Below are 14,265 nucleotides of genomic sequence, written 5' to 3'. Positions count from 1 at the left end.
ACGCCCCGAGACCTGGCTCCGGTCCTGCGGCACTGATCAGCGCGTAACCCGATCGTCTGCTCGGCTGTTATGTCGAGCATCGGACGAACTCTCGAAAGAGGAACGGGTTATGGACGGCATGGCGAACACCGGCGAGGACGGCCTCATCCCGGTCGCCTCGTACGCACGCACCTCACAGGACTCGCCGCAGGGTGACGCACGCGGCGTGCGTCACCAGCACCGGATCAATGAACGCACGGCCCGCGAGCACGGCTGCATAGTCGTCGCCACCTACACGGACAACGCGCGCAACGCGACCAAGGATGATCGGGAGCGGCCGGGGTTCGACCATCTGCTCGCCGACCTGCACCGCGGCCACGCCTTCACCGCCGGTCCGCTGCACGGCGTCGTAGCCGTCGCGGACGACCGGCTCTACCGCAGGCCGGACGACCTCATACGCTTCATGGCGGCGCTTACGTCAGCGCCGGGGCGGGTGTACGTCGACCGGGACGGCTTGCGGGACCCGTACAGCAAGGTCGGCCTTCTACGGGGTGCCGAGTCCCTCCAGGGGGCCGTCGCTGAGGGTGAGATGCGCAGTCGCCGCGTCCAGGACTGGCACTGGTCGCGGGCCATGGACGGGCTGCCGCACAGCGGGCCGAGGCCCTTCGGATGGCAGGAGGACCGGCAGACCCTGCATCCGGTGGAGGCGGAGCTTGTCCGCAAGGCGATCGAGCACCGGATCGCCGGTGGCTCCATGGGACAGGTGGCGCGAGAGTGGGATGCCCTGGGCGTCACGGGAACGCGTGGGGGGCGCCCGAACCCGCAGACGGTCACGCAGATCATCACGGCCCCGAGGGTGTGCGGATTCCGCGCCAACCGGGGAGAACTGCTGATCGATCCGGATACGGAGAAACCATTGATCGGGGCATGGCAGGCCATCGTCACGCCCGAGCGATGGGCGGAGGTCTGCTCGACGTTCTCGGCAGGGAGCCTGTACATGCATCGGGGGCCTCTCAGCCCGCGATTGACCGACCGCAAGGCCGGCCCGAAGTATCTCGTCAGCGGGTTCCTGCGCTGTGGTGAGTGCGATCAGCTCATGGGCGGAAGCAAGAGCGCCCGCAGTCGCAAGAGCCCGTACAACTACATCTGCGTCTCGGGCCGTGGCTGTGGGCGATGCGCCATCAGCGGTCCCCTCGTGGAGGAGGCCGTCGAGAGGCTCCTCTTTCCTGGCGACGGAGAGGGACGGGTTCGGTTGCCGGAGCCGATGCGGCTGCGGTGGCAGTCGGGCGAGATGGGATGCGAGGAGAAGCGGAAGGTGATCGCCTCGGTCTTCGTCCACCTCGTGATCGCGCCCGGAAGGAAGGGTTGCCAGACCTGGGACTATTCCCGCGTGGTGCCCGTATGGAAGTGGGCTGATCGGCTCGGGGGTGTCGAACCGGGGGCCTGACGGCCCCGTAACCAGGCACGCGCCAGGCCGTGCGGCAGGATGGCTCCATGCCGAACCGCCTTGCGAACGAGACTTCCCCCTACCTGCTCCAGCATGCCGACAATCCCGTCGACTGGTGGCCGTGGTCGCCCGAGGCCTTTGCTGAGGCGCGGGAACGGGGAGTGCCTGTCCTCCTGAGTGTCGGCTATTCAAGCTGCCATTGGTGCCATGTTTTTAGCTTCGAAAGCTTCGAAGATGAACTAATCGCCGCCTACATGAACGAGCACTTCGTCAACGTCAAGGTCGACCGTGAAGAGCGGCCCGACATCGACGCCGTGTACATGGAGGCCGTGCAGGCCGCCACCGGGCAGGGTGGGTGGCCGATGACCGTGTTTCTGACCGCCGACGCCGAGCCCTTCTACTTCGGCACCTACTTCCCGCCCGAGCCCCGGCACGGGATGCCCTCCTTCATGCAGGTGCTCGAAGGCGTGCGCACCGCGTGGGTCGGGCGGCCCGAGGAGGTGGCCGAGGTCGCGCAGCGGATCGTACGGGACCTCGCCGGGCGGCAGCTCGACTACGGGAAGGCCGGCACCCCCGGCCCCGAGGAGCTCGCGCAGGCGCTGCTCGGGCTGACGCGGGAGTACGACGCCACGCGCGGCGGATTCGGCGGGGCGCCGAAGTTCCCGCCGTCCATGGTGCTGGAGTTCCTGCTGCGGCATCATGCCCGGACCGGGTCCGAGGGTGCCTTGCAGATGGCAGCCGATACGTGTGAGGCCATGGCCCGGGGCGGGATCTACGACCAGCTCGGCGGCGGGTTCGCGCGGTACTCCGTGGACCGGGAGTGGGTCGTGCCGCATTTCGAGAAGATGCTGTACGACAATGCGCTGCTCTGTCGTGTGTACGCGCATCTTTGGCGGTCTACCGGAGACGAGCTCGCGCGTCGCGTGGCGATCGAGACGGCCGAGTTCATGGTCCGTGAACTGCGCACCCACGAGGGCGGTTTCGCCTCCGCGCTCGATGCCGACAGCGAGGACCCGGAGACCGGGAAGCACGTGGAGGGGGCCTACTACGCCTGGACCCCCGCGCAGCTGCGGGAGGTGCTCGGGGAGGCGGACGGGGAGCTGGCCGCCGCCTGCTTCGGGGTGACCGAGGAAGGGACCTTCGAGCACGGGAGCTCCGTGCTGCAACTGCCGGCGCAGGGGCCGGACATCGAGCCGGAGCGGCTCGCCGGCATCAAGGAGCGGCTGCTGGCCGCCCGCGCGGAGCGGCCCGCGCCCGGGCGGGACGACAAGATCGTCGCCGCCTGGAACGGGCTGGCCATCGCCGCCCTCGCCGAATGCGGGGCCTTCTTCGGCCGGCCCGACCTCATCGAGCGGGCCACCGAGGCCGCGGACCTCCTCGTACGGGTGCACATGGACGGGCGGGCCCGGCTCGCGCGGACCAGCCGGGACGGGAAGACCGGCCCCAACGCCGGGGTGCTGGAGGACTACGGGGACGTCGCGGAGGGGTTCCTCGCCCTGGCGGCCGTCACCGGGGAAGGGGTCTGGCTGGAGTTCGCCGGGTTCCTCGTGGATCTGGTCCTGGCCCGGTTCACCGCCGAGGACGGGTCGCTGTACGACACCGCGCACGACGCGGAGCAACTGATCCGCAGGCCGCAGGACCCGACCGACACGGCCGCCCCCTCCGGCTGGACGGCCGCCGCCGGCGCGCTGCTCTCGTACGCCGCGCACACCGGCTCGGAGCCCCACCGCACGGCGGCCGAGCGGGCGCTCGCCGTGGTGCACGCGCTCGGGCCGCGCGCCCCGCGCTTCATCGGGCACGGTCTGGCGGTGGCCGAAGCGCTCGTCGACGGTCCGCGCGAGGTCGCGGTCGTCGGGCATCCGGAGGATCCGGCGCGGGCGGAACTGCACCGGATCGCGTTGCTGGGGACGGCTCCCGGGGCCGTGGTGGCGAGCGGTCCGCCGCGCGCGGCGGACGGCAGCGGTGGCGAGTTCCCCCTTCTGGCCGAGCGCACGTTGGTGCGCGACCTCCCCACGGCGTACGTGTGTCGACATTTCGTCTGCGCGCGGCCTACGACAGACCCGGTCGAGCTGGCGGAACAGTTGGGGACGGTTCATCCCTGAAACGGGTGGAGTAGCGTCAATTCCGTTTGTTTGAAGGTCAGTTCGGAAACGTGGTTTTTATCCGAGCGGCGTCCTGATTTCATCTTTGGTGCCTAGTCTCGTGACGTTCGGGAGTCACCGATCAGTCACTCTCGGCACAGTTGGCACCGACGGCGCGCACCGGGGGGTGCGCGCAGAGGGAAGTACGGGGGAAGCGGGGGAGGGGTGCGTGGCGGGCCGGGGAGCCCGCCGTGCGCCACCGACCCCGGGGGGTTCGATGATCGCCGCCTGGGGTTGCGGCATGTCTGTGGGGGACAGTTTGTTCACATCCGTGTTCATATCTGCCGTTTCGCTCGCGCTCTTCTGGATGGCCGCGTTCACGCTCTGGTGGCAGATGCACGCGTGGCGCACGCCCGAGACGCTCGCCTCGACCCGCTTCGACCGCCCGGACGGCGGCGGCCGGCTGGCCTTCTCGCTGCTCCTGCCCGCCCGCCACGAGCAGGCGGTCCTGGAGCACACCATCGACCGACTGCTCGAATCGAGCCACCGCGACTACGAGATCATCGTGATCGTCGGCCACGACGACCCCGAGACCGCCGCCGTCGCCGAACGCGCCGCGGCCCGCGCGCCCGGCCTCGTACGGGTCATCACCGACCACCACGAGGTCAAGAACAAGCCCAAGGCCCTCAACACCGCCCTGCCGCACTGCCGCGGCGACATCGTCGGGGTCTTCGACGCCGAGGACCAGGTCCACCCCGAACTGCTCTCGCACGTGGACCACGCCTTCCGCTCCACCGGGGCCGACGTGGTCCAGGGCGGGGTGCAGCTCATCAACTTCCACTCCAGCTGGTACAGCCTGCGCAACTGCCTGGAGTACTTCTTCTGGTTCCGCTCCCGCCTGCACCTGCACGCAGAGAAGGGGTTCATCCCGCTCGGCGGCAACACCGTCTTCGTGCGCACCGAGGTGCTGCGCGAGGCCGGCGGCTGGGACCCGAACTGCCTCGCCGAGGACTGCGACCTGGGCGTACGGCTCTCCTCGGTCGGCAAGAAGGTGGTCGTCGCCTACGACTCCGACATGGTCACCCGCGAGGAGACCCCGGGCTCGCTGGTGAGCCTGCTCAAGCAGCGCACCCGTTGGAACCAGGGCTTCCTCCAGGTCTACCGCAAGAAGGACTGGCAGCAGCTGCCCGGCCGAGGCCAGCGCTGGCTGGCCCGGTACACGCTGATGACCCCGTTCATGCAGGCCACCTCCGGGGTCGTCATCCCGCTGAACTTCGCCATCGCCGTCTTCCTCGACGTGCCGGTGGGCATCGCGATCATCACCTTCCTGCCGATGATCACCGCGATGGTCACCTTCGTCTTCGAGATCGTCGGCCTCCACGACTTCGGCCGCCAGTACGGGCTGCGGGTGCGCTTCGTGCACTACGTCAAGCTCGTGATCGGCGGCCCGTTCTACCAGGTGATGCTGGCCGGCGCCGCGATCCGCGCGGTCTGGCGCGAGCAGCGCGGCCGCAACGAGTGGGAGCTCACCAGCCACACGGGGGCCCATCTCGCGGGGGCGCTTGCGTCAGCCGGGACCGGGGCAGCCACCACCGTCGGCGGCTCCGCCACGACCACCGTTTCCGCGTCCGCCACGAGCCGAGAGGACAGTCACCAGTGACCACCACCGTGCCCACGGCCACTGATCCCGAGCCCCAACCGGCCGACACCGACCCGACCGCGACCGCGACGGCTACCGCGACCTTGGCCCCGGCCTCGGCGCGGATCCCCGTCCAGCGCCGCGGCGCCGCAGACACCGTGTCCACCGTCCGAGCCAAGCGCAGCGGACCGGTACGGTTCCGCTCCTCCCGGCCCGACCTGATCCTCTGCGGGGCGCTGCTGCTCGCGATCGTCCTCGTACAGGGCTGGAACATCACCAACTTCCCGACCCTCAGCGACGACGAGGGCACCTACCTCGCCCAGGCGTGGGCCGTCCAGCAGGGCCACGGGCTGGCCCACTACACCTACTGGTACGACCATCCGCCGCTCGGCTGGATCCAGATCGCGGGCCTGACCTACCTGCCGTCCCTCTTCGTGCCCGACGCGATGACCGTCGCGCCCATGCGGTTCTCGATGCTCGCCGTGTCCGCCGCCAGCTCCGTCCTGATCTACGTACTCGCGCGCCGGCTCTGGCTGCCGCGCTGGGCGGCCGGGCTCGCCATGGGGCTCTTCGGGCTCTCCCCGCTCTCCGTGGTGCTCCAGCGGGAGATCTTCCTCGACAACATCGCCGTGATGTGGATGCTGTTGGCCTTCTGCCTCGCCGCGTCCCCCAGCCGCCACCTGTGGCACCACTTCGGGTCGGGGCTGGCGGCCGCCACCGCCGTCCTGACCAAGGAGACGATGCTGGTGGTGCTCCCGGCGCTGCTGGTGACGATGTGGCGCCACAGCCACCGCGACACCCGCAAGTTCGCCGTCACCGGGGCCATCACCGCCTGCGTGCTGATCGGCGTGACCTACCCGCTCTACGCCCTCCTCAACGGCGAGCTGCTGCCCGGCTCCGGGCACGTCTCCCTCATCGACGGCATCACCTACCAGATGGGCCGGCCCGGCTCCGGCTTCATCCTCGACCCCGGTTCCGGCTCGCACGGCGTCTTCCGGTCCTGGCTGTACTACGACACCGTGCTGCCGCTCGGCGGACTGGCCGGCGCGGTCCTGCTGCTGGCCACCATCCGGTGGTCGGTCACCGCCCGGGCGCTCGCCGGCCCGGCGCTGGCCGCCGTCATCCTCGGCCTCGTCGCGCTGCGACCCTCCGGCTACCTTCCGGCGATGTACGTGATCCAGGCGCTGCCCTTCCTGGCGCTGGTCCTCGCCGGGGGCGCGGCCAGCATCACGCACGCCGTGCTGCGCCGCCGCCGCGCGGCGGGGGAGCGGCGCGCGCTCACCTACGGGCGCTGGGCGCTGGTCGGGATCCTGGCCGCCTCGGCCGCCGTCTACGTCCTCCCGCGCTGGTACGACGGCAACCGCACGGCGCTCACCGTCGACGCGAACGCCCCGTACCGGCAGGCCGCGGCCTGGCTCGGCCACGAGGTGCACGACCCCGCACGGACCCGGGTCCTGGTCGACGACGCACTGTGGCTGGACGCCGTGCACCACGGCTACGATCCGGGGCTCGGCGCGATCTGGTTCTACAAGGCCGACCTCGACCCGGCCGTCACCAAGACCCTGCCGCACGGCTGGCAGGACATCGACTACGTGGTCTCCTCGCCCACCGTCCGCCGCGACGCGGTGCAGCTGCCCAACGTGAAGGCGGCGCTGGAGCATTCGACGCCGGTCGCCGTCTTCGGCGCGGGCGAGGACCGCATCGAGATCCGCCGCACCGACCGCGTCGCCAACGGGAGCTGATCGGTATGAGCGAAGACCTGTGGACCCCGCATGCCCCGACGACCGGCCCGGAGTTCGATGCCCCGGCCGTACCGGAGCCCATGGAGCCGCCCGCCCAGGGCAGCGTCACCCTCATCATCCCGACCTTCAACGAGGCCGGAAACATAGCCGAGTTGCTGAGCCGGCTGGCCGCGGCCCTCCCCGCGCACCTGCCCTGCGAGGTGCTGTTCGTCGACGACTCCACGGACGACACCCCGGCCGTCATCGAGAAGGCGGCCCTGGAGCACGCCTTCCCGGTGGCGGTCCTGCACCGAGAGAGCCCCGAGGGCGGGCTCGGCGGAGCCGTGGTGGAGGGGATCAAGCGGGCGGACACCGACTGGATCGTCGTCATGGACGCCGACCTCCAGCATCCGCCCCACCTGGTCCCCGAACTCGTCGGCGAAGGGACGCGCACCGGCGCCGACCTGGTCGTCGCCTCCCGCTACATCGCCGGCGGCAGCCGGGCCGGGCTCGCCGGGAGCTACCGGATCGCCGTCTCGCGCGGGGCGACCTGGCTGACCAAGGGGCTCTTCCCGCGCGCCCTGCGCGGGATCAGCGACCCGATGAGCGGGTTCTTCGCGATGCGCCGCGCGGCGATCGGCGGCGAGAACGGAAGCAGCGGTAGCAGCGAGAGCGGGAGCGGGGCGCTGAAGCCGCTGGGCTACAAGATCCTGCTGGAGCTGGCCGTACGCTGCCGGCCCGCGCGCGTCGCCGAGGTGCCCTTCGTCTTCCAGGACCGCTACTCCGGGGAGTCCAAGTCCACCGCCCGCGAAGGCCTGCGCTTCCTCACCCACCTCGCCGCGCTGCGCTCCGCGACCCCGCTGGCCCGCATGATCGGCTTCGGCCTGGTCGGGCTCTCCGGCTTCGTCCCGAACCTGGCCGCGCTGTGGCTGCTCACGCACGCCGTGAGCATGAACTACCTCCTCGCCGAGGTGGTGGCGAACCAGGCCGGGGTGCTGTGGAACTTCCTCCTCATCGAGACCCTGCTGTTCCGCGACCGCCGCCGCCACCGCCACTGGGCGGACCGGATGGGGCGCTTCACGCTGCTGGCCAACGCCGACCTGCTGCTGCGGATCCCGTTGATCGCCGTGTTCGTGGGCACGCTGGGCTTCGGCGTACTGACCGCGACCGCGCTCGCGCTGGTCACCACGTTCGTCCTGCGGTTCGCGGCGACGGAAGCACTCGTCTATCTCCCGCGCAAGGCAGGCCGCAGTCACAGGAGTTGAGCCGCACGAGTTGAGCCGCAAAGAAGGGCCTGACACCGAAAGGAACGTCCGTATGCGAGGGAAGACCAGGCGCAGGCCGGGCTGGCGGGCCGCCCTGCTGGCCGTCGGGGCGATGACCGCGGGCCTGCTGCTGACCGCACCGCAGCAGGCCTCGGCCGGACCGCCCAACCTGCTCACCAACCCCGGATTCGAGACCGCCGGCGCGCCCGGCGCCGACATGCCGTCCTGCTGGGAGAAGTCCGGCTGGGGCGACAACGACTTCAGCTTCACCACCGTCGCCGACGCGCACTCCGGCACCAAGGCGATGAAGGTGGCCCTGACCCGCCGGGTGAGCGGTGACCGCAAGGCGATGGTCACCGAGAACGCGGCCTGCGCGCCCACCGTCACTCCGGGCAAGCAGTACGACCTGTCGGCCTGGTACAAGTCCGACACCCCGGACGTGTCGGTGACGGTGTTCCGGCACGACGCCACGGCGGGCTGGCAGTACTGGACCGACCTGGCCAACCCGCCGGTCAGCGCCGCCTGGGCGCGCACGCAGGTCCGTACGCCCGCCGTACCGCCCGGCACCGACAAGATCACCTGGGGACTGTCCGTCTACGGGGCCGGCGTGCTGACCAGCGACGACTACGCGGTGGAGGAGGTCGGCGCGACCCCGCCGCAGCCCGGCTGCACGGGGACGGCGGACCAGTGCGCGAAGGGCTCGTGGGAGGTGATCCCCGCGAAGAACCCGGTGCGCTCGATGCACGCGGTGGTGCTCAAGAACGGCAAGGTGCTGCTGATCGCGGGTTCGGGCAACGACATCTCCCAGTTCAACGCGGGCACCTTCACCTCCGCCGTCTACGATCCGGCGAACGGCTCGTTCAAGACGATCCCGACGCCCTCGGACATGTTCTGCTCGGGCCACGTGCAGCTGTCCGACGGCCGGGTGCTGGTGATGAGCGGCAACAAGGGCTATCCGTCCGCCGACGGCAAGATCGGCTACCAGGGCCTCAAGGACTCCTACGTCTTCGACCCGGCGACCGAGACGTACACGAGGACCAACGATCTCAACGGCGGGCACTGGTACCCGTCCGCGACCGTCCTAGGCAACGGCGACGTGATCACCTTCGGCGGCCTGAAGGAGGACTCCACGGGCAATGTGACCGCGGAGAAGTTCTCGGCGGCGCAGAACAAGTGGCTGCCGATGAACGAGGTCAACCAGACCTGGTCATACTGGGGCCTGTACCCCTCCATGGTCCTCATGCAGGACGGCAGGCTCTTCTACACGGGCAGCCACACCTTCGGCAACGGCACCCAGGGCAGCGGCTCCTCGATCTACGACTACAACGCGAACACCGTCACGGACGTGCCCGGTCTGCGCAACAAGGACCAGCGCGACGAGTCGGCGAGCGTGCTGCTGCCCCCGGCGCAGGACCAGCGGGTCCTGACCATCGGCGGCGGCAACAACGAGACCAACCCGGCGGCGAACCGGCTCACCGACCTGATCGACCTCAAGGCGGCGAACCCGGTGTACACGGCCGGCCCGGACATCCCGCAGGGGCTGGTCGACGTGGGCGCGGGCAAGCGGCCGCAGACCGGGGCCGAGGGGAAGATGTACCCGGCGGCCGTGCTGCTGCCGGACGGCAAGGTGCTGGAGACCGGCGGCGGGCTGCACGACCGCGCCGACCCGGTCTACGAGGCCTCGTTCTTCGACCCGGTGACCAACACCTACCAGGCCGGGCTGCCCACCGACCCGATCCCGCGCACGTACCACTCCGGCGGGTTCCTACTGCCCGACGGGCGGGTCATGACGGTCGGCGACAACCCGGGCAACGGCACGTACAACAACAACGTGTCGATCTACACGCCCCCGTACCTCTTCAAGGGTGCGCGCCCGCAGCTCACCTCGGTGATCAACACGCAGTGGCTGTACGGGGACACGCAGCGGATCACCTTCGACCGGCCGATCGTCAAGGCGGAGCTGATCCGTCCGGCCGCGGTCACCCACTCCTCGGACCCCAACCAGCGGTTCGTGGACCTGCCGATGTCGGTGGTCAACGGGACGACGATCGACCTGAACGTCACCACCAACCCCAACCTGGCGCCGCCCGGCTGGTACATGCTCTTCGGGGTCGACGCGAACGGCGTCCCGTCGGTCGCCACCTGGGTCCACCTCGGCGGCGCCCCCTCGCTGGCGCAGGCCGCCGTATCTCCGACGGCCCACGTGCACGATTTCGCGGACGCCCCGCAGGCGGCCCCGAAGGCCAACCCGGCCCAGCGGGACTCGGTCCCGGTGGCCCCCGGCGTGGCCGGCTGCGACCGGCACTACGGCACGGTCAACGTGTGCGTGCCGACCCGCTTCCCGGCGGAGGTGAAGGAGACCACGAAGGCCCGCTGCGACTGGCTGGCCGCCCACAAGTTCCCGCCCCGCCTGAAGATCAACGGCAGCGACCCGCTCCGCCTGGACCCCCACGGCAACGGCTACGCCTGCACGTAGCGGCTACCCGGCAGTGGGGGAGGGGGCCCCGTCGCGTTCCACCGCGGCGGGGCCCCGCCGCAGTTCCCCGCCGAGGAGGGCGAGGCCCGCCGCGGCTCCGAGGAAGGCGGCGGCTCCGGCCAGCCCGGCCTGTTCCTCGGCGGCGCGGGAGGCCTCGTACTGGCGGCGCGAGATCTCGATCACGTGGTGCGTGGGCCGTGCGTCGTCGAGGGCGTAGTACCGGCCGTCCCGGACCTCGGCATCGGACAGGCCGCCGGTCCGGGCCGAGGCGGCGAAGGAGAGGGCGATGCCCCCGATGAAGAGGACCCCCAGGCCCGTCCGGACCGCGACGGGCAGGCGCCGGAGCGCGAGCGCGTTCATGGCCCTGGTCGACCGCACCCGCGTCATGCGCACGATGGCGACGCTGAAGAGGGGGAAGACGCAGGCGAAGCCCGCCACCATCAGCGGGCGCGCGCCCGGTAGGGCCACGTCCCCCGGCAGTAGCGCCCGGATCGCGGCGGCCAGCAACAGCAGCGAACTCAGCCCGCCCGCGAAGGCGGCGTGCGCCTTGAAACTCCACCTCATGGCCCGAGTGTGGCAGCGCGCGCTCCGAAGATCACTGCCGGGTTCCGGCAGCGAAACGCGGACCGGGCTGCCCGCCTAGTGCGAGTACGCGGCGATCGAGATGCCGACGTAGTGGGCGACGAAGGCGGCCAGGGTCAAGGAGTGGAAGACCTCGTGGAAGCCGAAGAAGCGCGGGGAGGGGTCCGGGCGCTTCATGCCGTAGATGACGCCGCCCACGCTGTAGAGGAGGCCGCCGACGATCACCAGGACCAGGACGGCGATGCCTCCGGTGCGCATGAAGTCGGGGAGGAAGAAGACCGCCGCCCAGCCCATGGCGATGTAGCAGGGGGTGTACAGCCAGCGCGGGGCGCCGACCCAGAAGACGCGGAAGGCGATGCCGGCCGCGGCCGCGATCCAGACCGCCCACAGCAGGGTCCTCCCGGAGGAGTCCGGGAGGAGCAGCACGGTCAGCGGCGTGTAGGTGCCCGCGATGATCAGGAAGATGTTGGCGTGGTCGAGCCGCCGCAGGATGGCTTCGCCGCGCGGGCCCCACGTACCGCGGTGGTACACGGCGCTGACACCGAAGAGCAGGCACGCGGTGAGGACGTACACCCCGCACGCCACCCGGGCCCGGGTCGAGTCGGTGAAGGCCATCAGTACGAGACCGGCGATCACCACGGCGGGGAACATGCCGGTGTGCAGCCAGCCGCGCATGAGCGGCTTGGCCTCCTGATCGGCGGGTTCGACCACCGGAGCGGCCACGTCAGCGGCGTCAGAAGTCATGTCGACCATGCTACCTACGGTTGCGTAGGTTTCCGTTAGTGCGCTTTACGGAAGATTGACCGGAGTGGCGATGCTCACGTGAGAAGCCCCCTGGACATATGCGCACATCCACCGGATGATCAGATGAGTGCGGTCGGCACCGGATGAGCGGAGCGCGAAGCGTCCGGGTCGCAGCCCCCACGGGGCAATACCAAACAACCCCTCAACAAGGAGCGATCGTGGCGCGCGACATCGCGGCTCCCACCACTACTTCCGACGTCCCGACCAAACACCGGGAGCTCGTCTCCTGGGTCGGCGACATCGCAGCCCTCACCCAGCCGGACCGCATCGTCTGGTGTGACGGGTCCGAGGCCGAGTACGAGGCCCTCTGCGAGGAGCTCGTCTCCAAGGGCACCTTCAAGAAGCTCGACCCGGCCAAGCGCCCGAACTCGTACTACGCGGCCTCCGACCCCTCCGACGTCGCGCGCGTCGAGGACCGGACCTTCATCTGCTCCGAGAAGGAGGAGGACGCGGGCCCGACCAATCACTGGAAGGCCCCGGCCGAGATGAAGGAGCTCTTCGCCGGCAAGGGCGAAGAGGGCGGCATCTTCCGCGGCTCCATGAAGGGCCGCACGATGTACGTCGTGCCCTTCTGCATGGGCCCCCTGGGCTCGGAACTCTCCGCCATCGGCGTCGAGATCACCGACTCCGCCTACGTCGCCGTCGCCATGCGCACCATGACCCGCATGGGCCAGGCCGTCCTCGACGAGCTCGGCACCGACGGATTCTTCGTCAAGGCCGTCCACACCCTCGGCGCTCCGCTCGCCGAGGGCCAGGCGGATGTGCCGTGGCCGTGCAACACCACCAAGTACATCTCGCACTTCCCGGAGACCCGCGAGATCTGGTCCTACGGATCGGGCTACGGCGGCAACGCCCTGCTCGGCAAGAAGTGCTACGCCCTGCGCATCGCGTCCGTCATGGCGCGCGACGAGGGCTGGCTCGCCGAGCACATGCTGATCCTCAAGCTCACCCCGCCGCAGGGCGAGGCCAAGTACGTCGCCGCCGCGTTCCCGAGCGCCTGTGGCAAGACGAACCTGGCCATGCTGGAGCCGACCATCCCCGGCTGGACGGTCGAGACCATCGGTGACGACATCGCCTGGATGCGCTTCGGCGAGGACGGCCGTCTCTACGCGATCAACCCCGAGGCCGGCTTCTTCGGCGTCGCGCCCGGCACCGGCGAGCACACCAACGCCAACGCCATGAAGACGATGTACGCCAACACCGTCTTCACCAACGTCGCGCTCACCCCGGACGGCTCCGACGTCTGGTGGGAGGGCATGACCGAGGAAGCCCCCGCCCAGCTGATCGATTGGAAGGGCAACGCCTGGACCCCGGAGTCCGAGACCCCGGCGGCCCACCCCAACGCCCGCTTCGCCGTCCCGGCCTCGCAGTGCCCGACGATCGCCCCCGAGTGGGAGGACCCCAAGGGCGTCCCGATCTCCGCGATCCTCTTCGGCGGCCGCCGCGCCTCCGCGGTGCCGCTGGTCACCGAGTCCTTCGACTGGAACCACGGCGTCTTCATCGGCTCGAACATCGCGTCCGAGAAGACCGCCGCCGCCGAGGGCAAGGTCGGCGAGCTGCGCCGCGACCCCTTCGCCATGCTGCCGTTCTGCGGCTACAACATGGGCGACTACATGGGCCACTGGGTCGACGTCGCCAAGGGCAAGGACCAGTCCAAGCTCCCGAAGATCTACTACGTGAACTGGTTCCGCAAGAACGACGCGGGCAAGTTCGTGTGGCCGGGCTTCGGCGAGAACAGCCGCGTCCTGAAGTGGATCGTCGAGCGCCTCGACGGCACCGCCGAGGGCGTCGAGACCCCCATCGGCATCCTGCCGACCGTCGGCTCCCTGGACACCGACGGCCTGGACCTGCCGGCCGCCGACCTGGAGTTCCTGCTCACGGTCGACAAGGAGGTCTGGCGCGACGAGGCCTCGCTGGTCCCGGCGCACCTGAACACCTACGGCGACCACACGCCGAAGGAGCTGTGGGACCAGTACGAGGCGCTCGTCGAGCGCCTGGGCTGAGCCCACCGCCGGGGCCGCGAAGCCCCGGCACCACCGAACTCCTGCGGCCGGCTGTCCCCGGCCACAGGCTGACGCGGGATTCCCCGACCTAGGATTCCCTGCGACCTTCCAAATAGGTCGTGTGCGTCTGCTGACGGGGGGGGGCCCCGGTGAAGCTGGTGCGCGGGCGGGGGGTTTTGGTCGGCGGGGACCAGCGACACACGCCCCCCCCCCGCGCGCGCCGGCGCGCGGGCCCCCCCCGGCGGCGCGCGGGGCACCCCGGGCCGCG

General features: G+C 70.4%; 9 protein-coding genes. 7 read left to right on the top strand and 2 right to left on the bottom strand.

Annotated elements, in window-relative coordinates:
* Nucleotides 1-109: 109 nt before the first annotated feature.
* The 6 genes from ACFXDJ_RS08570 to ACFXDJ_RS08545 all read left to right on the top strand — a co-directional run bounded on the left by ACFXDJ_RS08570 (nt 110) and on the right by ACFXDJ_RS08545 (nt 10,608).
* Nucleotides 110-1,426 carry a recombinase family protein gene (locus ACFXDJ_RS08570; RefSeq protein ID WP_384650625.1) on the top strand — a complete coding sequence of 439 codons (1,317 nt, stop codon included), beginning with the start codon at nt 110-112 and terminating at the stop codon, nt 1,424-1,426.
* Nucleotides 1,427-1,473: 47 nt separating this feature from the next.
* Nucleotides 1,474-3,528 (top strand): thioredoxin domain-containing protein, encoded by a 2,055-nt coding sequence (locus tag ACFXDJ_RS08565; protein ID WP_384650626.1) that lies wholly within the window; start codon nt 1,474-1,476, stop codon nt 3,526-3,528.
* A 298-nt stretch (nt 3,529-3,826) separates the two neighbouring features.
* Complete coding sequence (locus ACFXDJ_RS08560) at nt 3,827-5,167, top strand: glycosyltransferase (RefSeq protein WP_384650628.1); 1,341 nt, start codon at nt 3,827-3,829, stop codon at nt 5,165-5,167.
* An 83-nt stretch (nt 5,168-5,250) separates the two neighbouring features.
* Complete coding sequence (locus ACFXDJ_RS08555) at nt 5,251-6,888, top strand: ArnT family glycosyltransferase (protein WP_384650639.1); 1,638 nt, start codon at nt 5,251-5,253, stop codon at nt 6,886-6,888.
* Nucleotides 6,889-6,893: 5 nt separating this feature from the next.
* Entirely contained in the window at nt 6,894-8,132 is a 1,239-nt protein-coding gene (locus ACFXDJ_RS08550) for a glycosyltransferase (protein WP_384650630.1), read from the top strand.
* A gap of 52 nt (nt 8,133-8,184) precedes the next feature.
* On the top strand, nt 8,185-10,608 hold the full coding sequence (locus tag ACFXDJ_RS08545) for a galactose oxidase-like domain-containing protein (protein WP_384848484.1): 2,424 nt from the start codon (nt 8,185-8,187) through the stop codon (nt 10,606-10,608).
* Nucleotides 10,609-10,611: 3 nt separating this feature from the next.
* On the opposite strand, the gene ACFXDJ_RS08540 is transcribed toward ACFXDJ_RS08545, so the two are convergent.
* Complete coding sequence (locus ACFXDJ_RS08540; protein WP_384650634.1) at nt 10,612-11,172, bottom strand: hypothetical protein; 561 nt, start codon at nt 11,170-11,172, stop codon at nt 10,612-10,614.
* Nucleotides 11,173-11,247: 75 nt separating this feature from the next.
* Nucleotides 11,248-11,934, bottom strand: a complete 687-nt coding sequence (locus tag ACFXDJ_RS08535) for a hemolysin III family protein (RefSeq protein ID WP_384650636.1) — start codon at nt 11,932-11,934, stop codon at nt 11,248-11,250.
* Between the two features lie 218 nt (nt 11,935-12,152).
* Here ACFXDJ_RS08535 and ACFXDJ_RS08530 point away from each other — a divergent pair, with 218 nt between their 5' ends.
* Complete coding sequence (locus ACFXDJ_RS08530; protein WP_384650637.1) at nt 12,153-13,997, top strand: phosphoenolpyruvate carboxykinase (GTP); 1,845 nt, start codon at nt 12,153-12,155, stop codon at nt 13,995-13,997.
* The last annotated feature ends 268 nt before the right edge of the window (nt 13,998-14,265 follow it).

It is taken from the genome of Streptomyces sp. NPDC059443, from assembly GCF_042750105.1.
Lineage (GTDB): Bacteria > Actinomycetota > Actinomycetes > Streptomycetales > Streptomycetaceae > Streptomyces.
This window is presented reverse-complemented; position numbering and strand designations above follow the sequence as displayed.

Bases quoted from the DNA above. Each gene is read 5' to 3' on its own strand.
- ACFXDJ_RS08570 (WP_384650625.1), top strand. From the start codon at position 110: ATGGACGGCATGGCGAACACCGGCGAGGACGGCCTCATCCCGGTCGCC.
- ACFXDJ_RS08565 (WP_384650626.1), top strand. From the start codon at position 1,474: ATGCCGAACCGCCTTGCGAACGAGACTTCCCCCTACCTGCTCCAGCAT.
- ACFXDJ_RS08550 (WP_384650630.1), top strand. From the start codon at position 6,894: ATGAGCGAAGACCTGTGGACCCCGCATGCCCCGACGACCGGCCCGGAG.
- ACFXDJ_RS08545 (WP_384848484.1), top strand. From the start codon at position 8,185: ATGCGAGGGAAGACCAGGCGCAGGCCGGGCTGGCGGGCCGCCCTGCTG.
- ACFXDJ_RS08540 (WP_384650634.1), bottom strand. From the start codon at position 11,172: ATGAGGTGGAGTTTCAAGGCGCACGCCGCCTTCGCGGGCGGGCTGAGT.
- ACFXDJ_RS08535 (WP_384650636.1), bottom strand. From the start codon at position 11,934: ATGACTTCTGACGCCGCTGACGTGGCCGCTCCGGTGGTCGAACCCGCC.